This window comes from Sinomonas terrae (assembly GCF_022539255.1).
GTDB lineage: Bacteria > Actinomycetota > Actinomycetes > Actinomycetales > Micrococcaceae > Sinomonas > Sinomonas terrae.
The window spans coordinates 3,338,889-3,356,924 of sequence record NZ_JAKZBV010000001.1 but is presented as its reverse complement, the minus strand read 5'-3'; the positions used below and the strand labels follow the sequence as shown (position 1 = coordinate 3,356,924).

The following is an 18,036-nucleotide window of genomic DNA, read 5'->3' as shown; positions in this document are numbered from 1 at the left end:
CGCTAGCCGAGGTAGGGCTTGACGGCCGCGATGAGCTGGTCGCGGACCTCGACCGAGGAGAGCGAGAGATCGACCGTGGCCGCCCCCAGACGGTGCCCCGCGGTCACGAACGACTCCGCTACGGAGCAACCGACGGCGGGGTACAGCAGCAGGCCGCCAGCGGACGCCGCCAACCGGTCCGGCGAGGTCTCCTGGGCCCGCACGGAGGTGTACAGCTCGTAAAGGTGGCCGCTTCGGAGCGTGACCTTGGCGAAACGGCCTGCCGTGAGTGCGGGCGCGAATTTCGTGTCGAGAATGAGCCGACGGCCCCGAACGGCGTCGTCGATCCAGACGTCGGTCACCATGTGGGGCAGAACGGCTGCGAGGCCCATCGTGGCCTCACTCGCCTTCCAGTCGACCTTCCTACCGCGCTGGACCGTCCATCCCCGGCCTGTCCCGTGCGCGGTATAGAAGCCGCCGACCGCCCGCTCGAACAGGTGACGGAACTGCCGCTCGGACAGGTCTCCGCGCCCATGGCCAGGGGTCATGTAGCCGGAGGGCAGAGCGAGTTCGAGGGCAAGCTTCGCGGCGAGCAGCACGGACCGGTCGCGAGCGTCGTTCCGAGTGATCCGCACCTGTGCGTCGCGCTCGCCGGCTCGGCGGTTGAGCAGGCCCACTCCGAGCCCGGCGAGCCGCTGCGATTGAGCCCGGCAGCGCCGCGGGAGCTCCTCGTCGGAGCACAGTGGCGCGACGGATTCGAGGGCCGTCCGGATCATCCGATTCCGCGGCGTGTCGGCCGTGAGCTCGTCGAACCTGCACGCGACGAGCCCTCGCGAAAGCAGCTGATGCGACTCGGTGCGCAGGGTGTCGATTCCACCGCGGACGCGGCTGAGGTCACGAGATGTCCGGGCGAACGACGGCGTGAGGGGTCGCCGCAGGCGGTCCTCGGTGCTCGCCACGAGCAGCTCGGCCAGCAGTTCGGGCAGCTTCTCCGGGTACTCCTCAATCCCGTCGAATGCCTCGGGGCCCGACTGATAGAACTCGGAGGCGTAGAGCAGCAGGAGCCACACGTTGCGGACCGGGATCTCTGCCCCGCTGGCGGGGACGACGCCGGTGCCTCCCGGCGTCGTCATCCAGCCCGAGGTTGTCACACGAGTCCTTCCGTGAGGGCTTCGGTCGCAGCCGCAGCCTTCGCCGGATCGTCGAACCAGTACTCCTCGAGGGTGGGGACGATTTCGGTGTCCACGACTCCGCGGAACCAGTCAGGGAAGGAAGCCACCCGCTCCTCTGCTGGCGGCGTCACGAAGCTGTGGCCGAGGCGGAACTCTCCGCCGAGCGCCGGGTCGTCCGCGATGCGCTCGTTGAGGGCTTGGAAGCGGCTGCGGACCAGCTCGAGGTGCTCGGCGGCCACGTTGTGCCGGTTCGACATCCACTCCTGCCAAGCATCGTTGACGTTCGGCTCAAGGGAGACGAAGGCGAAGCGCCGGCGGAACGCGAGGTCCATGATGGCGAGCGAACGGTCGGCCAGGTTCATCGTGCCGATGATGTACAGATTGCTCGGAACGTGCACCGATTCCGAACCCGAACGCGGGTACGCGAGCTGGAGGGACTCGCGGGGCGAGCGCTTCCCGGCCTCTATGAGCGTCAGGAGTTCGCCGAAGACCTGCACCGGGTTCCCGCGGTTGATTTCCTCGATGAGCATGACATGAGGCACATCCGGGTTCGCGTTCGCGCGTTCGACCATCTCGAGGAACGGGCCGTCCACAAGGGTCAGCTTGCCGTCCGAGCCCGGCCGCCAGCCGCGCACGAAGTCCTCGTAGCTTGAGTTGGGGTGGAACTGGGTCGCGCGGAGGGCAGACTTGTTGTCCTTCGTGCCGATCAGTGCGTAGGCGAGCCGCCGGGCAAGCCAGGTCTTGCCGGTGCCCGGGGGGCCCTGGAGGATGAGGTTCTTCTTGGACCGCCAGCGCGCGAGGTACCCGTTGAGGGCTGGTTCCGGGATGAAGCAGCCATCCGTCACGATGTCGTGCACGGTGTAGCTCGCCTGCGGCGAGACTGGCGTCGGATCGTCGTCGTCCTCGACCTCGGGTGCCTCGGCCGTCTCGGCATGGGCCCCGCGGCCGTCGCGTTCGAGGTACGCCGTCCACGAGAGCTCGGGGAACGAGTGGACTGCGAACTGCGGATCCTCGAACTTGGACGCGAGCGTGTCGAGAAGCTGGACGTACGCGATGCCGTCTGCCGCGAAGAAGTCCTGATCGAGCATGAGCTCGGTCTTGAGGTACTGGCGCGAGCGCCCGTCAAGCGGCACGAAGTTCCACGGGCGGATCCAGAAGAGGCCCATCGTGAGTTTCGTGCCCACGCGATAGATGTCCCGAGCGCGGCTGTAGGCGTCGGCGAAGCGGAGACGTTCATGGTCCTCGCTCGAGTCCGCCGCGGCGAGGGCGCCCTCGAAGACGTCCCAGAGCGTGTCGATGTCGTCCTTGTGCCGCGTGGCGGCGGTGGGGAAGAACCACGAGTTCTGGTTGTTGAGCAGCGGGATCCCGTCGAAGCTCGTGGGCGCAGGTGTCTGCACGCCGAGGAGTTCGGCCCAACCCGCCGCGATCTCGGTGCGCTTCTCCGGCGTCGCGCCTCTGTTGAAAGTGCCCATGACGGTGAACGGGCAGATGTCGCGGAGGGGCATGGGGTTGTCACGGCGGTCTCGGTCCACGAGGAAGCCGAGTTCTTCGTGCCGCTCCTGCATGTCCGTGAGATGCGCGAGGAGTTCGGGGCGGCGGCCGCGGTAGGCGAGCAGCGCCGTCGCCATCTCCTCATAGAACGCTGTCCAGGCGAAGCGCTGCTCGGGCTTCGGATCGGCGTCGGCAAATCGCTTGGCCCACGCCGGGTCGTTGCGGAACCTCTCGACGTCCTGGGGTTCCTTCCAGAACGCGAAGCGGATGAGGGCCTCGCGCATCCAGTGGCTCGGAGTGACCTTCCAGATGGTGTGGCGGCCGGTGTAGAAGTACCACTCGCGCGGCTTCTGGAGGCGTGTCCAGTCAACCTCGACGCGCCTGCCGTCGCCGGGGTTGGACGTGACGACGCCGATCGCCTTGATGCTCAGTACCGGCACAGCATGGCCACGGGGGTCGAAGGGCAGCCCGTCCTTGCGGACATAGGTGGACTTGATGGCGATCTGATCGCCGGCCTTCATGGACTTGACGGTCTCGAGATAGCGGTCTTCGAAGCCGTTCTCCCAGATTCCCTCGGCCAGGAACCGGTCGGTCTGGTCCTGCGGGTCCCGGTCCGAGTAGTACGACCCGACGAACCAGTACTGGCCTTCGGGAACGCTCGCGTCCGCCATCATTCCTGCTCTCTGCGCCGTGTGCTAGGGGTGGGCACCCCCAGAATTAGATCACGGGAAGATGAACTAGCGGCTAACCGGAGAGTAGTCCAGCCAGGCTGCAAACAGGGGTCGGGGAAGCATCATTTCTGCGTCAGCTTGGCTTCGATATCCGCGACTCGGAGCGAGACGATCTCGCGGAGCACATCGTCCGGAACGGGGTGGGCGGCCGAGAACCGTAGCGTCCCCGGCGCCCAGTCGAAGCCCTCGAGCCTGTCCGCGATCCGTGGGAAAATCTGACCGCTGAACGGATAGATCGCCAGATGCTTCTTGGTCTCGAGGGCGCTGAGGAATGCCTTGCCGTGGACCATGAGCGCGGGCATCGAGTAGCTCGTGCCCTCGGTCGCGTCAGGCACGACCTCACGGGCTATCGCCACCACTCTCTCGAGCGTCTCTCGGTTCGGCCCAGACAAGGTCGCAAGGTAGTCCGTCACGGTTCCCATGAGGCCATGATGAGTACGTTCGGGTCAGAAGCAAGCCTCAGCCGAACACTTTGCCCGGATTGAGGATGTTCGCGGGGTCGAAGACCGCCTTGATCTGCCGTTGAAGCTCGTACTGCGCGGGGCCGAGTTCGTCCGCGAGCCAAGCTCGTTTGAGGACGCCGATGCCGTGTTCCCCCGTGAGGGTCCCGCCGAGTTCGAGCGCGTGAGCGAACAGCTCTCCCGCCGCCGTCCACACCTCCTCGGGAACTGTCTCTCCCTCGAAGACAAAGGTCGGGTGCAGGTTGCCGTCTCCGGCGTGGCACGCCGTCGGTATGACGAGTCCGTACCGCTCCTCGAGTTCGCGGACCTTGGCGAATGCTTCGCTGAGGCGGTCCCGCGGAACGGCGATGTCTTCGACGAGCACGTGGCCCAGCGTCTCCATCGCGGGAAAGGCTTGGCGTCGCAGATCGACGAGGCGCTGGGATTCGGTGGGGTCGGCTGTGGTCTGGGCTCGGCCGCCTGCCGCGTGGATCAGGTCGGTGATGCGTTGCGCCGTCGTCATCGCGCCGTCGCCGTCGCACTGGATCAGGAGGTACGCGTCGCCCCGACCCACCAAGTCCTCCCCGGTGAACTGGCCCACGCACTCGAGGGTGCGGCGGTCCATGAGCTCCATGATCGCTGGGACGTGGCCGTTCTTCGTCACGTCGGACGCCGCTCCCGCGGCCGATTCCACCGAATCGAAAAACGCTCCGATCGTCACAATCTCGCCTTGCACGAGAGGCCGAAGCTTGAGGGTGCATTCGACGATGATGCCGAGAGTGCCTTCGGAACCGATCAGGAGGGCGCACAGGTCATAGCCGGTGACTCCCTTGACGGTCCGGTGGCCGAGCGAGATGAGGCGTCCGTCGGCCAGCACGACCTTCAGCGCGAGCACCGCCTCACGCGTTACGCCGTACTTGGCGCACAGCAGTCCGCCAGCGTTCATCGCGATGTTGCCGCCGACCGTCGAGATGTCCTTGCTCGCCGGGTCTGGCGCCCACCACAGCCCGTGCGCCGCGAGCATGCGGTTGAGGTCCCCGTTGAGGATTCCCGGCTGGACGACAGCAAGCCAGTTCTCCTCCGAGATCTCAAGGACTTGGTCCATGTCCCGCATCGAAAGCGCGATCTCGCCCGGTCCCGCGATCGCCCCACCCGCCAGACCGGTCCCAGCGCCACGGGGCACGATGGGGGTCCCGGACGACGACGCGATCCGGCACACCGCTTGCACGTCCTCGATGCTCCGCGGATAGACGACGGCGAGCGGAACTCCTGCGGAGCGGTGGCCGGATCGGTCGGAAGTGCAGGCCAGGAGGAGTTTGGCGTCGGTCTCCACTCGGCCAGGCAACGCGGCCCGCAATTCCTCGATGACTTGAAGGGGATTGGTCACGTCGGTTGTCACGGGCGCTTGAACTCCTTCGTGGCGCGACGCAGCTTCATGCCCGGACGCGGTAGTGCAGGTGGGCGAACCCGCTAGAAAACCTGCGTGCATCGACGAGTTCGAGGTCCACGCGGAAGCCGGGCATCGCCGCCGTCCCGCCGCCGACGGAAACGGGTGCAGGGAACAGGTGGACCTCGTCGATGAGTCCTGCGGCAAAGGCGGGCGCGGCCAGAGTGCCGCCACCGATCACGAGGTCGGTCGCAGCGGCTTCCTTCAGCTGTCGGATCGAGGCTGGGTCGAAGCGCGGCTCGATACGGGTGCGCGCGGTGTCCGCTTCTGACAGCGTCCCCGAGAACACGATCTTGTCCGCGGCACGCCACAGTTGGGAGAAATCGGCGACGGCGGGCGAGCCCTCCGCGGCGAACTTCGGGTCTTCCCACACCTTCATCACCTCGAACATCCGGCGCCCATACAAATAGGTGCCCACCGGCCGGAGGAGGTCATTGACGAACGCGTGCAGTTCTTCGTCAGGCACCGCCCAGCCGAATTCAGCGTCGCGGTCGGCGATGTAGCCGTCGACCGATGTGATCGCGGAGTAGATGAGCTTGGCCATGGCCTCCTCCTTGAGGGCGGCGTTGCGGATTCAGAGCGATGCGAGGGCGTCCGTGATGAGCGTTTCGCCCTGATTGAAGCCGATGAACTTTCCCACAGTATTCGGCATCTCGAGGACCGCGGCGACGACCGCGGCCACATCGTCCCTGCTGACGTTCCCTGGGCCGGTGTGATCTGCGAGCTGGATTCTTCCCGAGCCCGGATTGAGCGTGAGGGTGCTCGGCGCAACGATCGTCCATTCGAGAGAGGTGCCCCGGAGGTACTCGTCGGCCGCTGCCTTGGCCTCTGCGTAGGGGAAGAACGCGTGGTCGGGGGAGATCCCGTGCTCCTTCCGTGCCCCCAGGTACGAAACCATGACGTACCGCTGCACGCCCGCGTTCGCTGCGGCATCCATGGACCGGATGGCCGCGTCGCGGTCGACCGCATAGGTGTGAGCCGGGCTTCCACCGCCTGCGCCTGCCGACCACACGACGGCGTCATGGCCATGGAGCAGCTCGGCCAGCTGCTCGGTGTCGAGCTGCTCGACATCGGCCACGACCGGATGCGCCCCAGCAGTCGTCACCTCCGTGGTCTGGTCCCGATTGCGGATGACCGCACTCACGAAGTCCCCTCGTCCGGCGAGCAGCGGTTCGAGCCTCAGTGCCACCTTCCCGTGCCCCCCGATGACCGCGATCCGTGCCATGAGCAGTCTCCTCCCGTGCCGTGCGCTCGACGACGTTCACGAGCCACGCTAGCGAGGGTGCTGTCCCGCTTCTAGGGATGCCGAAGCCGTGTCTCGCCCGATCCGCCGCGCTCCAGCCCGTTTCCGCGGCGCCCCAACAGGTGTCACGCGAGACACGCCGCGATTCCGACTGATTGGGAAAACTCAACCGGGCGGGAACGCGACGCGTCGCCCTGTCAGCGGCCGAGCTGCGGGTCGCCCGTGTCGCGCAGAAGTGGCGCCACTCAGCTGGGTTCTCGGTCCAGCGGCCTGTTGCTTGCGAGGCACGGCGCGATCCAGCCCGTTTGTGAGGCGCCCCAATAGGTGTCGCGCGAGACACGCCGCGATTCCGACTGATTGGGAAAACACAACCGGGCGGGAGCGGGCAGGAAGCCCCGAGAGCGGGGGTGCGGCGTAAAGCTCGGGAGCGGGGCGCCGACCGGGCGGGAACGCGACGCGCCGTCGCAGCATTCGGGCAAACGCCTAGACCTTGAGCCGCGCGGTCTCCCACTCGTCGAGAAGCTCGGGCAACCGGGCCATGAGGAATCGGTAGAACCGGCCCATCTCGTCGACCCGAGCCCGTTCTGCCGAATCCTCGGGGAGGGCCGAGGCAGTCGTTTCCGCGAGGTCGGCGAGCCGCTCGTACACGGGGTTCTGCCTGAGGGACGCGATGTACCAGGCGTTCTCGGGGAGGGCGTAGCGGTCGCGGCGGCTGCCAGGCTGGGAGACACGGTGCACGAACCCGACGGTCTGAAGGTATCGGACCGCTCCGGAGACGGCTGCGGGGCTGGCTGCGAGGATTTCACCGAGCTCGGCCGCGGTCAGCGCGCCGTCCGGGGACACGACGAGCGCCATGAGCGCCCGGGCCGGCATCTTGGGGAACCCCGCGGCCGCGAGGACGGCCGCGGAGGTTTCGGCGGAATCGGGCATCCTAACAGGTTCACTCATGCGGTGCCCACCTCTCTACGCGGCACGCTCACGAGCGCGATCAGTGCAATGACGGCCGCGATCCCCAGCATCCAGAAGCCGCCGCTCCAGTCGGTGCCCGTGTCGGTGACGACGGGGGTGTGAGTGAACGGCGAGAGGTCCACGATCTTCTGGTCGAGGCCGATCATTCCGCCGTAGACCCCGAGTACCACCCCGAGCCCCAGCAGAGCCCAGCCGAGCGGGATGGTCGCGCGTGGCCACACGACGAAGACGACGGCGGGGAGCGCGAGGTAGATGAGCGCTGCGGGCAGCTGCGCGAAGGCGGTTGCCCACACGTCGCCGACGGCGGTCGAAGTGTCCCCGGAGGCGACGAGCGAGAGCCACGCGCCGAGGGCGGTGAACGCCATCACGAGCACGACCGAGACCGCGCCGAGCCCCATGAAGCTTCCGAGCCAGCGAACGCGGCCAATCGGCTCCGAGAGCACGAACTCGGCGGTTCCCGCCGCCTCCTCCTGCCGCATGCGCAGGATCGCCTGGACGCCGCAGGCAGCAGCGAGCACGCCCGCGATCTCGAAGAGCGCCGCGACGAGGAGCTGAGTCATCGACGTGCCCTGTGCCTGGATCATCTCGCGCAGCGCGGCGGTGACCGAGGAATTGCTGTTGAGGGTCAACTGGATGGCCGAGCCGAGCGAACCGGTGATGAGGCCGGTCGCGAATCCTCCGGCACACCAGCCGATCACCGACCCCTGCTGGAGGCGCCACGCGAGGGCAAATGGTCCCCGGAGCCAGGGCCTTGCCTCGCCACGGCCTCGGCGCCCGACCAGGACGCTCGCCCCCACATCGCGCCGCGACATGATGAGGACGACGACGGCGGTGCACGCCGCGGCGAGCCCCACCGGCAGCAGGAGCGGCCAGAGGCGGTCGCCCGTGTACGCGAAGGTCTGTTGGCCCCAGCCGATCGGCGAGATCCAGCTCGGCCACGCGGCGGTGATCGTCATGCCGTCGGGGCTCACGGGTCCCGTCGCGTCACCGAAACCACGCAGCAGGTACGCGACCATCACGAGCGTCGCCGAGATCCCGTTGGCGGCCCGCGACGTGCTGAAGAACTCCGCCGCGAGAAGCCCGACTCCGAGGAACGCGAGGCCGACGGCGCCGGTCGCAAGCCCGGCCACGACCGAGCCGCCCGGGGCAAGGCCGCCGCCCATAAACCCCAGCGCGACCGCCGCGGCGAGGACGAGGTTCGCCACGACGCCGTGCAGCACGGTCGCGGCGAGGGGCGCCCACCGGCCCGCCGCCGTGGCCGAGACGAGCTCCGCGCGCCCCGACTCCTCCTCGGCGCGTGTGTGCCGCACGGCCATGAACGTGTTCATGAAGCCGGCCAGCAGTGCAAGGAACGTGTAGATCTCGAAGAACGTGAAGGCGTCGAGCGCGGGCCCCCGAGCCAGGCCACGCAGCACGAGGATCGCCGGCGTCGCGGTCGCGAGCTTCAGGACCTGGGCGCGTGAAGCCTCGTCGCCGAACGTCTTCGTGATCGCCTCGACGGCGAACCACGCGAGCACGCCGATCGAGAGCAGCCAGCTGAGGAGCTGCCACCGGTCCCGCCGGAGCCGCTGCCTGTACAGGACCCAGACCGTGGACATCTCAGGCTCCCGTCTTCGCCACGGTGCGATGACGACGGCGGTGCGACGCGCCGTCGTGCGTCGGCTCCGGAGTCGTGGGGGTGACCTGATCGCCGTAGTGGCGGAGGAACAGTTCCTCGAGCGACGGCGGGGCGACGATCAGGCCCTGGACGCCGAGGCTCCCGAGGAGGGGGAGGACCTCGTGGACGCGGTGGGAGTCGGCGCCGAACTTGATGCGGCCGTCGGCGACGGTGAGGTCGTGGATCTGGGCGAGGGCGGCGAGAGCGGTGGTGTCCACGCTGTCCTGGGAGAACGAGATCTCCGTGCGGGTGAGGTGGCGCAGGGAGTCGAGGGTGCCGCCGTCCACGATTCGGCCCGAACGGATGATGCTCACACGGTCGGCCAGCTGCTCGACCTCGGACAGGATGTGGCTCGAGAGCAGGACGGTCGCTCCGTTCTCGCGCGAGAGGCGGCGGACCTCCCGCGTGAAGACGGCCTCCATGAGCGGGTCGAGGCCGCTTGTGGGCTCGTCGAGGAGGTAGACCTCGGCGGGCGTGACGAGGGCTGCGATGAGTGCGACCTTCTGCCGATTGCCCTTCGAGTAGGCGCGGCCCTTCTTGCTCGGGTCGAAGTCGAAGAGCTCGCAGAGGTGCTGCTTGCGCTCGCGGTAGGCGGCGTCGTCCACCCCGCCCCGAAGCCTCGAGATGAGGTCGATTGCCTCACCCCCGGAGAGGTTGGGCCAGATGCTGACGTCGCCGGGGACGCTCGCCACGCGGCGGTGGAGTTCGACGGCGTCGCTCCACGGGTCCTTCCCGAGGACGCTTGCGCTGCCGGACGACGTCCTCGCAAGCCCTAGGAGGATGCGCAGCGTCGTGGACTTCCCGGCACCGTTGGGGCCGAGGAAGCCGTGGATTTCGCCCGCGTGGACCTCAAGATCGAGGCCGTCGAGCGCCTTGACGCGGCCGAAGCTCTTGTGGAGGTCGGTCGTCTGGATGACGGTGTCCATGCGCTCAGTATGCACTTGTTTCACAAATTTGTGAAGGTTCCGAAGGTTGACTGTCCCGCTGTGGATACCTCGTGACAAGTTATTCGTTGAACTGAGAGTGTCAAATGCATTATCTGAAGGGCGATTAAAGAGTAAATTTCCTTTCGTTGGATAAATTCGCGCCTCTGCGGAGGCTTGTGGGGAGGGGAAACTTATGGGGGACAGCTCTGTCGTTTTTCGAGGCGCTCGCTCAGGTCCGGTTCGGGCCGCTTTCGTGCTTCTCGCAGCAGGAACTGTTCTGGTCGGCGCTGGTTGCAGCACGCCCACGGCAGCGAGCAGCGCCGCGGCTGAAGGTACCTCTTCAGCCACAGCCACAGCGTCACCGAGTGCGACGGTGACCTGTGCTTCACCGGCTCCGACTGCGACGGTGACAGTGAAAGCGAGTTCAGCAGCAGACGCTGCCGCGGCTGGTTCGATCGTTCAGTCAACGACGGCGGCAGACCCCTGCCCGACGTCGACGAAGACTGTAGTCGTCGCTCTGTATGCCGATGGTGATTCGTGCGTCACAGTCGGAAGCCGTTACACCCTCGTTGGAACCGATCTGACATGTGAGGAAGTCTCGGCGGGGAAGGATGTGTGGATGGCCAAGGCTGCGGCCGATGCGTTGGAGGCGAAGAAGAAAGCCGATGCCGATGCCGCCCAGCAGGCGGCCCAGCAGCAGGCCGCCCAGCAAGCGGCCCAGCAGCAGGCTGCCCAAGAAGCAGCCCAGCAACAGGCCGCCCAGCAAGCGGCCGCTCAACAGGCGGCCCAGCAGCAAGCGGCCCAGCAGGCGGCCCAGCAGCAAGCGGCCCAGCAACAGGCTCCCTCGAGCGTGTACTACGCCAATTGCACTGCTGCGCGGGCTGCGGGCGCCGCTCCCATTTATCGCGGACAGCCGGGATATCGCCCGGCTCTTGACCGCGACAATGACGGCGTTGCCTGCGAATAGCTGAGCGTGCAGAAAGAGCGCTGGCCTTCGTTGCCGGCGCTCTTTCTGTCCCGGATTTACTTCGCCGGCAGCGACCCCGCATAGTCGACGCCGATCCGGACCCACCGCTGCAGGTCCTCGTCCGAGGCGATGGCCTCAGGAGAAACCCGCAGCCAGCCGTCCATTGGCCGGCCGCGCATGACGGCGAGTTCGATGCCGGGATGAGAGCAGAGCTCGTCGCTCGCCGCGGGATCCGCGCGGAGGAGCATCCCGCCGTGGCCGCTCGCGCTGACGGCCATGTTGCCGCCGATCAGGAAGGCGAGGCCGCCGAACATCTTTTTCTCGGTGAACTCGGCCTGGCCCATGAGGGCGCCGCGGATCCTGCTGGCGAGCTCTTCGTCGAATGCCACGCGCCCATCCTTCCAACGCCCGGTTGCCGGGGCAAGCAACTGGGTATCGACTCGGGTGGAAGAAACGAGACCTGGAGGCGCAATGAGCACGTCAGTGGCAGTCCTTGGAACGGGAATCATGGGCAGCGGGATCGCGAAGAACCTGATCGAGGCGGGGTTCGATGTCACCGTCTGGAACCGTCACCGCGAGAAGGCTGAGCCGCTCGCCGAGGCGGGCGCGAAGATTGCAGGCGACCCGAAAGACGCGGTCTCGGAGGCCGACGTCGTCCTCACGATGCTCTTCGATGCAGATGCCGTGGAAGGCGTCATGGAGGAGGCGCTGCCCGCGATGCGGGAGGACGCCGTGTGGATCCAGAGCAGCACCGTGGGCCTCGCCGGCGTGACGAGGTTGGCCGAGCGCGCCGGGCACCAGGGCGTCGCGTTCGTGGACGCGCCCGTCCTCGGGACGAAGCAGCCCGCCGAGGAGGGGAAGCTGCTTGTGCTCGCGGCCGCCCCCGAGGATCTGCGTGAGAGGGTCCAACCGGTCTTCGACGCGATCGGTTCGAAGACCGTCTGGGTCGGCGAACTGCCGGACGACGGGCACAAGCTCAAGCTCGTCGCCAACTCGTGGGTGCTCTCGATCGTCGGAGCGACCGCGCAGGCAATCGACCTCACGAAGCGTTTCGGCCTCGATCCGCAGCTGTACCTCGACACGATCTCCGGCGGGGTCACCGATTGCGCCTACGCCCAGCTGAAGGGCAAGGCGATGATCGCTGGCGAGTTCCCGCCGTCGTTCCCGCTGACCGGTGCGGCCAAGGACGCGCAGCTCATCGCTGAGGCGATGGACCACGCGGGGACCCGATCCGAGATCATGGAGGCGCTCGCCGCACAGTTCCGGGACGCTGTCGACGGCGGCCACGGCTCCGAGGACATGGCCTCGGTGATCCTCTCGTTCAATGCCGACGGCGATCAGGACCGCGCGAGCCTGTAGGAGTGCTCGCGAAGCCGGCGTGTCCATTCGTACGTGCCGGCCGTCGGCAGGACATTGAGGAGCGGATCAAAGCGGAGGGCGGTGTCCTGGACCCGGCCTTCCGCATCGAGGTCCGGGGTGAGGCTCAGCAAGCCGAACCTCCGCCACGGCCCGGTCGGCTTGGCCCAGAACAGGTCGAGTTCCCACAGGGCGTCCGGCCGGACGCGGCCGGGCGCGCCGGGGTCTGCGCTCGTCGTCTTCGCGCCGATCAACACCGCGCCCTTCCTGCCGCGGTATGGCATGAGCGAGGAGAGCCGCGCGGCACCAGCCGTCCGATGGCACGTCAGCGCGAATCGGTCCGGAACGCGCCAACCGGTTGAGGCGAGCAAGACGTCCGCGTCGCCGTCGTCCGTGTGCACGCGGATGGCGAGGCCGATGATGTCCGGCCATGAAATCGGGACGCCGAGGGAACGCGAAAGCCTGGCGGTGACGGCGTTGGTGCCGGTCGTGTCAAGGAAATCAATGCCCGACGCCGCACCGCCGCCTATCCGTTCAAGCGACCCCTTGAAGAGGACCCCCTGGGGGTGGATGGGCCGTCGCGGGCGATATGTCTTGAGGACATCGAAGGCGGCGGCGAACAGCTGTCCGAAGTAATCAGTCGGATGCATCACCCCTTCGAGTCTGCCAAAGGTGATGGCGTCGCGCACTGTCTGGCCAAGCCGTTCTTGTTGACGGCGGTATCGTGCTTGCTAAGTCCGCGGAAATTCTGGGGAAGCGCCTGCGACCCTCGCGAAGGAGTGATCGAAGTGCCCACCAGCTCTAGCGCCCGCAGCATCCGCGGTGCCGTCCTGAACGTCATGGGCGCCGAGCCTCCTTACGCCGAGAGCCGCCCCATCACGATCGACCAGCTTGAGCTCGCTGGGCCTGGTCCCGGCGAGCTTCTGGTCCGGATCGAGGCGGCGGGGCTGTGCCATTCGGATCTGTCCGTGGTGAACGGCTCGCGGCCTCGACCGCTGCCCATGCTGCTGGGACACGAGGCGGCGGGGATGGTCGAGGAGGTCGGGCCCGGCGTCGGGTCCGTGCGGGTGGGCCAGCGCGTGGTGATGACGTTCCTGCCGCGGTGCGGAGAATGCGCTGCGTGCCGGACGGAGGGGCGGCTTCCGTGTTCGGCGGGCAGCGCTTCCAACGGTGCCGGGACCCTTCTCACCGGAACTCGGCACCTCACAAGGGGCGGCGAGCCCGTCGCGCACCACCTTGGCGTCTCCGGCTTTGCGACGCATGCCGTCGTCGACGAGCGTTCCGTCGTTCCCGTGGGCGACGACGTCCCGCCCACCGTCGCCGCCTTGCTTGGCTGCGCCGTGCTCACCGGCGGAGGGGCACTGCTGAACGCGGGGAGGATCACCGCGGAGACGAGTGTCGCCGTCGTCGGCCTCGGGGGAGTGGGCATGGCCGGGCTGCTGACGGCGGTCGCGACTGGTTGTCGGGTCGTCGCCGTTGAAGCGCAGGAGTCCAAGCTGACGACGGCGCGTGAGTGGGGAGCGTCGGAGGCGTGGACTCCCGCCGAGGCGGTCGAGCGTGGTGTCGAGGCGGATGTCGTGTTGGAGGCTGTGGGGCATCCGCGGGCCTTCGAGACGGCGTTCCGCCTGCTTGGCCTGGGCGCGACCCTCGTGACGATCGGCCTGCCGGCGCCTGGTGCGACGGCGTCGATCGAACCGCTGCAGCTGACCTCGCGGGCCCAGACGATCGTCGGGAGCTACCTCGGCTCGGCCGTGCCGAAGCGCGACATTCCCGTGTTCGAGCGGCTCTGGCGCGAGGGCCGGTTGCCCCTAGAGCGGCTCGTCTCGCGCGAGATCGCCCTCGAGGAGATCAACGAAGGGATGGACGCGCTGGCCTCGGGTCAGGTGATCCGGCAGGTGGTGACGTTCGACGGCGTGTGAGGCCTAGGCGGGTCGGAAGTCGTTTGGGTCCGGAGCGATCCACACCGCCCCGGCTTTGGTGAGTACATCCCGTGCGTGTTTGCTGCTTGAGGCCCACCTGCCGGGTCTGACACAGACGAGCGGTTCGATGCCCTGCATCTTCGAAAACAGGAAGCTGCCCGTGAGCATTGCGTCGCTCAGGAGCGATTCGAAAAGACCACTGCCGTATTGCAGCTCGGGGTCGTACCTGAGCTGGGACTCGTCGAAGAGCTGCCGGTAGTCCTCGGGGTCGCCGAACAATGCTCCGAGCGGGGGTCGCATTCCGCCGTGTCCGACGAATTTGTTCCGAATCTCCTTCATCTTGTAGATCAGGTCGACCGTTTCCGGGTCGAGGATTCTCCGTTGTTTCAGGTCTTCCTTGACTCGTTTCGAGAAGAGGATCTTGTCCACCAGCACGTTCTTCGTGGCATGGGGATCCAGCATTCCCGACCACGCGACGTGCTTCACCCACAACTCCATGAGCTTGAAGAACTCGATGATCGCGCTTTCGGGGTCGGGCGTCAGGGCAAGCGCCCGCGAAAACGTGAAGCAGGCCTGGACCTGATAGGGGCCGTTGGCCTGCTCGAGTTGGCGGATCACAGCCTCGACTCGCGCCGAATACTTGGGTTCCTCGTAATCGCGCTCGGACGGGATCCAGTGCAACTCTTCGCTCTCGTCGGAGACGGATTCGATCAAGCCCTCCGACTGGAAAATGGCCAGCAGCGCGAGAGCGACCGAAAGCCGTTTGAACGTTGCCTTCTTGTTGAGCTTTCCGCCAGCGCGGAGGACGACCGACTGGGCCCCATCTCCCAGATCGAGGCCGTAAATGGACGGGCAGCCGGTCCCCGGCGGTGCGACGAAGGGGAGGGGGCAGCAGAAGTTGGGTGCATCAGAGTGATCAGCAGATGCCATGCCCTATTTTCACCGCCGCGGCGCCGAGGGGGCGTGCGTTCGAGCAGTCTCGGACGCACCGCTGCCAGCCATTTGTCCATTGGCGACGGCGCCCGTACCTCGCCATAGAGTAATCTTGCCTTTTACATGTCCAATTGGCAGGATGGTCGGGGCCGTGAACGTACCTTGGGGTCCGTCCAAATCGGGAATACCGGACGGCCAGTAGGTTCATTTCACATGGGGAAGGGGTCCGGCCATGACCGAGCTCAAGATAGAACAGCCGTCCGAGACTGCGGACGAGGCCCAGCCGATTGAGGCTGTGTCGCCGCAGCCGGAGGCGGAGCCGGGCGTTCCGGCCGACGCGATTCTTCACGATCCAGTTCTTGCCGAGAACCAGCCGCAGGAAGCGGACGCTGAGGCGCAGAGTGCGGCGGAAGATCGGTCCGAGCAGGTTGTCCCTGAGCCAGCTGATGGTCCTGTTCGGCCTCAACGGGTGATCCCGATTCTGCCGCCCATGCCTGGTCATGTGCCCGGCCGGGCGAAGAGCCTAAAGCAGCCCCGACGGATATCGCGGCGCCTCGGGATCGCGATTGGAGCGGCCCTCGTGGCGGGCGGAATCATCGGTGCCCTGATCGGTGTTGCCGCTCAGCCGGACCCCACAACGAGCAAGGCCTACCTTGCCCTGAAGGGCAACAGTTCCTCGCAGTCAGCCGCCATGGCGAGTGACGAGGCAAGTATCAGCGATCTCCAGTCGCAGCTCTCGGCTTACGCCGCTCAGAGTGCTGACCTGGCGTCAGAGGCAGCGACGCTCCAAGATCGTGAGTCGGCGGTGGCGTCTCAGGAGGCGGCCGTGCAGTCAGCTCAGACAGTGATCGTGGCAAACCAGATCACGGCGGGCGAATATGTGGTCGGCAAGGACGTGAAGGCGGGCACCTATCACACGACGGGTCCCGACGGCAGCAATGGAGCCGGCTGCTATTACGAATGGCGCTCTGGTACTGACGCCAGTTCGTCGATCATCGACAACAACATTTCCCAAGGGGCGGCCACCGCCACTCTGACGGACGGTCAGGTGTTCCGTACAGACGGCTGCCAGGCGTGGCAGAAGGTCGGTTGAAACCATGTCACCGCTCTGTTCCTGAAAGGGCTTGGGTCTAGGGTTTACCGAATGAACTTGGAGCAGCTTGCCAGCGAAGTCGAGGCCGTATCCCGGATCTATGCCTCGCGTCATGGGATCGAGCGCTCGCCCGAGTGGCTTGTGCTCAAGCTCCACGAGGAGGTTGGAGAGCTGACCCAAGCGTTTCTCATGAAGACGGGGCAGGCTCGTGTCAAGGGCCAGTCTGATTCGGACCTGGAGGCCAGCCTGGAAGCGGAGCTCGCTGACGTCCTCGCTCAGGCCCTGCTGATTGGTCACCATTTCGGGATCGATATGGAGCAGGCCGTGGAACGGAAGTGGCTGGCCTGGAACCCGAACCGCCAGCGCCAGCGGGGCGAATCTCACGGTGCCGTTTCCGCCGAAGAAGGCGGCGGCTGGTAGAGAGGTGGATTAGGAGAGCTCCCGCCGGCCGAGATACGCCCACAGAATCAATCCAATCAGCGGTGCCGTCTCCAGACGAGAATGACCCGAAGGATTCGAGACTCTGTGCTCTGCTGGCTCTTGCTCTTGGTCTCACGCCGCTCGCCCTCACTTGGCCGTCTGGCGAAGGCATGGCCGTCCCTCGGCGGCTTGGCCGTCTGGCACGCGGGACGGTTATGCCTCTGAGGGACGCCCGTGCCTCTGAGGGACGGTTGAGAAAACGGCCGGCTCAAACAGCCCGCCACGCCCGGGCTAAATGCGGCAACAGCCCCCGGGTCCACGAATAGTGCACCTAGATCAACGCCCGCTCCACGGACGGTGGATTTCTGGGGACAGGCTTGAAGAAATCAAGAAGCCGCCCCGGGAGCCGTCAGTGATTTTCTTGCACATAACCCGAGAGTGGGCCGAAGCCAGAAGCGCGACGCGCCCGCGGAGGATCTACAGCTACGTCACGGCCGCATCGCTTCTTGCTGTGCTGACCTTGGTGACGATCACGGAGGTCCCACTTTGGGTCTTCTGGTCCGTGGTCGCCGTAGATGCGATCGCGGACACCATCCTCGTCCGACGCTGGATGTTCCAAGACCTCCTCGACCGCGCAAGCCAAAGCGACCTTTGACGGCGGCCTACTCCTCCTCCGCCAAATGCAGCGCGGCGGCCTGGAGGATCCTTCCGATGTCGGCCTCCGGGACGTCTCTCCGGTACGCGTCGGCAACCGTCTTGAAACCGGCGGCCATGCCGAGCACGAGGCGCGTGTAGTCGGGCGCGAGGGCTTCGATGACGCCCGCGACGATTTGCGGGAGGACGTCGCGGAGGGCTTCGATCTGCTCTTCGCTGCCGCCAGTGAAGGAAACCGACACCCCCTCGTCGAGCCGGACGAGCGACTTCAGCGATTCCTTGAACATCTTCGTCGCCGCCGGGTCGTCGGGTTCCCACGAGAGGGTCGCCGTCAGGATCCCGATGCCGCGTTGGACCATTTCCGTCTCGTCGCTCATTAGCCCATCATTCCGCCTTGCCCCTCCGGGAGTACACCCGGACGACGGCGCGCCGCGACCGCCGTCGTCGAACGCGCCTTCCGCGGTGCGCACCCAAGGGAAGTGCCCAAGCGGGACCGGGGGACTCGCCGTCGGACCTTTACTGATTCCTCAGAGTGTTCAATACTCCGAAGGGTGCCGAGCGCAGTGGAGTTCGGGCGCCCCTGCCGAGCCTGCACCCGGCCCAAGACCTCAAGCCCAAGACCTCAAGCCCAAGACCGTC

19 protein-coding genes are annotated in these 18,036 nt (G+C 66.7%); 6 read left to right on the top strand and 13 right to left on the bottom strand.

Going from position 1 to position 18,036, the window contains the following annotated elements; translation table 11 throughout:
• Window positions 1–2: 2 nt before the first annotated feature.
• The 9 genes from L0M17_RS15475 to L0M17_RS15435 all read right to left on the bottom strand — a co-directional run bounded on the left by L0M17_RS15475 (window position 3) and on the right by L0M17_RS15435 (window position 10,055).
• Complete coding sequence (locus L0M17_RS15475; protein WP_241055105.1) at window positions 3–1,130, bottom strand: 5-methylcytosine restriction system specificity protein McrC; 1,128 nt, start codon at window positions 1,128–1,130, stop codon at window positions 3–5.
• Window positions 1,127–3,316, bottom strand: a complete 2,190-nt coding sequence (locus tag L0M17_RS15470) for an McrB family protein (RefSeq protein ID WP_241055104.1) — start codon at window positions 3,314–3,316, stop codon at window positions 1,127–1,129. Before L0M17_RS15470 ends, L0M17_RS15475 begins: the two co-directional genes overlap by 4 nt.
• Before the next feature lie 119 nt (window positions 3,317–3,435).
• The gene (locus L0M17_RS15465; RefSeq protein WP_241055103.1) at window positions 3,436–3,795 is read right to left on the bottom strand and encodes an iron chaperone; all 360 of its coding nucleotides are present in this window, start codon (window positions 3,793–3,795) and stop codon (window positions 3,436–3,438) included.
• Window positions 3,796–3,832: 37 nt separating this feature from the next.
• On the bottom strand, window positions 3,833–5,212 hold the full coding sequence (locus L0M17_RS15460; protein ID WP_241055101.1) for an FAD-binding oxidoreductase: 1,380 nt from the start codon (window positions 5,210–5,212) through the stop codon (window positions 3,833–3,835).
• A gap of 34 nt (window positions 5,213–5,246) precedes the next feature.
• Window positions 5,247–5,804 (bottom strand): dihydrofolate reductase family protein, encoded by a 558-nt coding sequence (locus L0M17_RS15455; RefSeq protein ID WP_241055099.1) that lies wholly within the window; start codon window positions 5,802–5,804, stop codon window positions 5,247–5,249.
• A 30-nt stretch (window positions 5,805–5,834) separates the two neighbouring features.
• A complete protein-coding gene (locus L0M17_RS15450) occupies window positions 5,835–6,485 on the bottom strand; it encodes an SDR family oxidoreductase (RefSeq protein ID WP_241055098.1) in 651 nt (216 codons plus the stop codon).
• A gap of 501 nt (window positions 6,486–6,986) precedes the next feature.
• On the bottom strand, window positions 6,987–7,451 hold the full coding sequence (locus L0M17_RS15445) for a GbsR/MarR family transcriptional regulator (protein ID WP_241055096.1): 465 nt from the start codon (window positions 7,449–7,451) through the stop codon (window positions 6,987–6,989).
• The gene (locus L0M17_RS15440) at window positions 7,448–9,070 is read right to left on the bottom strand and encodes an ABC transporter permease (protein WP_241055094.1); all 1,623 of its coding nucleotides are present in this window, start codon (window positions 9,068–9,070) and stop codon (window positions 7,448–7,450) included. Before L0M17_RS15440 ends, L0M17_RS15445 begins: the two co-directional genes overlap by 4 nt.
• 1 nt (window position 9,071) lies before the next feature.
• A complete protein-coding gene (locus L0M17_RS15435; protein ID WP_241055092.1) occupies window positions 9,072–10,055 on the bottom strand; it encodes an ABC transporter ATP-binding protein in 984 nt (327 codons plus the stop codon).
• Window positions 10,056–10,674: 619 nt separating this feature from the next.
• Between L0M17_RS15435 and L0M17_RS15430 the strand changes: the two genes are divergently transcribed.
• On the top strand, window positions 10,675–11,022 hold the full coding sequence (locus L0M17_RS15430) for an excalibur calcium-binding domain-containing protein (protein ID WP_241055090.1): 348 nt from the start codon (window positions 10,675–10,677) through the stop codon (window positions 11,020–11,022).
• A gap of 56 nt (window positions 11,023–11,078) precedes the next feature.
• Here L0M17_RS15430 and L0M17_RS15425 read toward each other — a convergent pair whose 3' ends face one another.
• Window positions 11,079–11,411 carry a TfoX/Sxy family protein gene (locus L0M17_RS15425; RefSeq protein WP_241055088.1) on the bottom strand — a complete coding sequence of 111 codons (333 nt, stop codon included), beginning with the start codon at window positions 11,409–11,411 and terminating at the stop codon, window positions 11,079–11,081.
• Between the two features lie 82 nt (window positions 11,412–11,493).
• Here L0M17_RS15425 and L0M17_RS15420 point away from each other — a divergent pair, with 82 nt between their 5' ends.
• Window positions 11,494–12,381, top strand: coding sequence for an NAD(P)-dependent oxidoreductase (locus L0M17_RS15420; protein ID WP_241055086.1), 888 nt, complete (start codon window positions 11,494–11,496; stop codon window positions 12,379–12,381).
• Here L0M17_RS15420 and L0M17_RS15415 read toward each other — a convergent pair.
• Complete coding sequence (locus tag L0M17_RS15415; protein ID WP_241055085.1) at window positions 12,360–13,028, bottom strand: hypothetical protein; 669 nt, start codon at window positions 13,026–13,028, stop codon at window positions 12,360–12,362. The genes L0M17_RS15420 and L0M17_RS15415 overlap by 22 nt on opposite strands.
• A 189-nt stretch (window positions 13,029–13,217) precedes the next feature.
• Here L0M17_RS15415 and L0M17_RS15410 point away from each other — a divergent pair, with 189 nt between their 5' ends.
• Window positions 13,218–14,297, top strand: coding sequence for an alcohol dehydrogenase catalytic domain-containing protein (locus tag L0M17_RS15410; RefSeq protein WP_255732937.1), 1,080 nt, complete (start codon window positions 13,218–13,220; stop codon window positions 14,295–14,297).
• Window positions 14,298–14,300: 3 nt separating this feature from the next.
• Here L0M17_RS15410 and L0M17_RS15405 read toward each other — a convergent pair whose 3' ends face one another.
• A complete protein-coding gene (locus L0M17_RS15405; protein WP_241055081.1) occupies window positions 14,301–15,227 on the bottom strand; it encodes a hypothetical protein in 927 nt (308 codons plus the stop codon).
• 235 nt (window positions 15,228–15,462) lie between these two features.
• Here L0M17_RS15405 and L0M17_RS15400 point away from each other — a divergent pair, with 235 nt between their 5' ends.
• From L0M17_RS15400 to L0M17_RS15390, 3 genes are all read left to right on the top strand, one after another.
• Entirely contained in the window at window positions 15,463–16,323 is an 861-nt protein-coding gene (locus L0M17_RS15400; RefSeq protein WP_241055078.1) for an Rv1352/Rv1906c domain-containing protein, read from the top strand.
• 51 nt (window positions 16,324–16,374) lie between these two features.
• Window positions 16,375–16,743 carry a MazG nucleotide pyrophosphohydrolase domain-containing protein gene (locus L0M17_RS15395; protein ID WP_372498032.1) on the top strand — a complete coding sequence of 123 codons (369 nt, stop codon included), beginning with the start codon at window positions 16,375–16,377 and terminating at the stop codon, window positions 16,741–16,743.
• Between the two features lie 412 nt (window positions 16,744–17,155).
• Window positions 17,156–17,398 carry a hypothetical protein gene (locus L0M17_RS15390; RefSeq protein WP_241055074.1) on the top strand — a complete coding sequence of 81 codons (243 nt, stop codon included), beginning with the start codon at window positions 17,156–17,158 and terminating at the stop codon, window positions 17,396–17,398.
• 7 nt (window positions 17,399–17,405) lie between these two features.
• Here L0M17_RS15390 and L0M17_RS15385 read toward each other — a convergent pair whose 3' ends face one another.
• On the bottom strand, window positions 17,406–17,774 hold the full coding sequence (locus L0M17_RS15385) for a hypothetical protein (protein ID WP_241055072.1): 369 nt from the start codon (window positions 17,772–17,774) through the stop codon (window positions 17,406–17,408).
• Window positions 17,775–18,036 lie beyond the last annotated feature (262 nt).

What these genes read in the sequence shown, in the direction of transcription:
- L0M17_RS15470 (WP_241055104.1), bottom strand. Translation starts at nt 3,316, where the DNA reads ATGATGGCGGACGCGAGCGTTCCCGAAGGCCAGTACTGGTTCGTCGGG.
- L0M17_RS15465 (WP_241055103.1), bottom strand. Translation starts at nt 3,795, where the DNA reads ATGGGAACCGTGACGGACTACCTTGCGACCTTGTCTGGGCCGAACCGA.
- L0M17_RS15455 (WP_241055099.1), bottom strand. Translation starts at nt 5,804, where the DNA reads ATGGCCAAGCTCATCTACTCCGCGATCACATCGGTCGACGGCTACATC.
- L0M17_RS15450 (WP_241055098.1), bottom strand. Translation starts at nt 6,485, where the DNA reads ATGGCACGGATCGCGGTCATCGGGGGGCACGGGAAGGTGGCACTGAGG.
- L0M17_RS15445 (WP_241055096.1), bottom strand. Translation starts at nt 7,451, where the DNA reads ATGAGTGAACCTGTTAGGATGCCCGATTCCGCCGAAACCTCCGCGGCC.
- L0M17_RS15440 (WP_241055094.1), bottom strand. Translation starts at nt 9,070, where the DNA reads ATGTCCACGGTCTGGGTCCTGTACAGGCAGCGGCTCCGGCGGGACCGG.
- L0M17_RS15435 (WP_241055092.1), bottom strand. Translation starts at nt 10,055, where the DNA reads ATGGACACCGTCATCCAGACGACCGACCTCCACAAGAGCTTCGGCCGC.
- L0M17_RS15430 (WP_241055090.1), top strand. Translation starts at nt 10,675, where the DNA reads ATGGCCAAGGCTGCGGCCGATGCGTTGGAGGCGAAGAAGAAAGCCGAT.
- L0M17_RS15420 (WP_241055086.1), top strand. Translation starts at nt 11,494, where the DNA reads ATGAGCACGTCAGTGGCAGTCCTTGGAACGGGAATCATGGGCAGCGGG.
- L0M17_RS15415 (WP_241055085.1), bottom strand. Translation starts at nt 13,028, where the DNA reads ATGCATCCGACTGATTACTTCGGACAGCTGTTCGCCGCCGCCTTCGAT.
- L0M17_RS15410 (WP_255732937.1), top strand. Translation starts at nt 13,218, where the DNA reads ATGGGCGCCGAGCCTCCTTACGCCGAGAGCCGCCCCATCACGATCGAC.
- L0M17_RS15405 (WP_241055081.1), bottom strand. Translation starts at nt 15,227, where the DNA reads ATGGCATCTGCTGATCACTCTGATGCACCCAACTTCTGCTGCCCCCTC.
- L0M17_RS15400 (WP_241055078.1), top strand. Translation starts at nt 15,463, where the DNA reads ATGACCGAGCTCAAGATAGAACAGCCGTCCGAGACTGCGGACGAGGCC.
- L0M17_RS15395 (WP_372498032.1), top strand. Translation starts at nt 16,375, where the DNA reads ATGAACTTGGAGCAGCTTGCCAGCGAAGTCGAGGCCGTATCCCGGATC.
- L0M17_RS15385 (WP_241055072.1), bottom strand. Translation starts at nt 17,774, where the DNA reads ATGAGCGACGAGACGGAAATGGTCCAACGCGGCATCGGGATCCTGACG.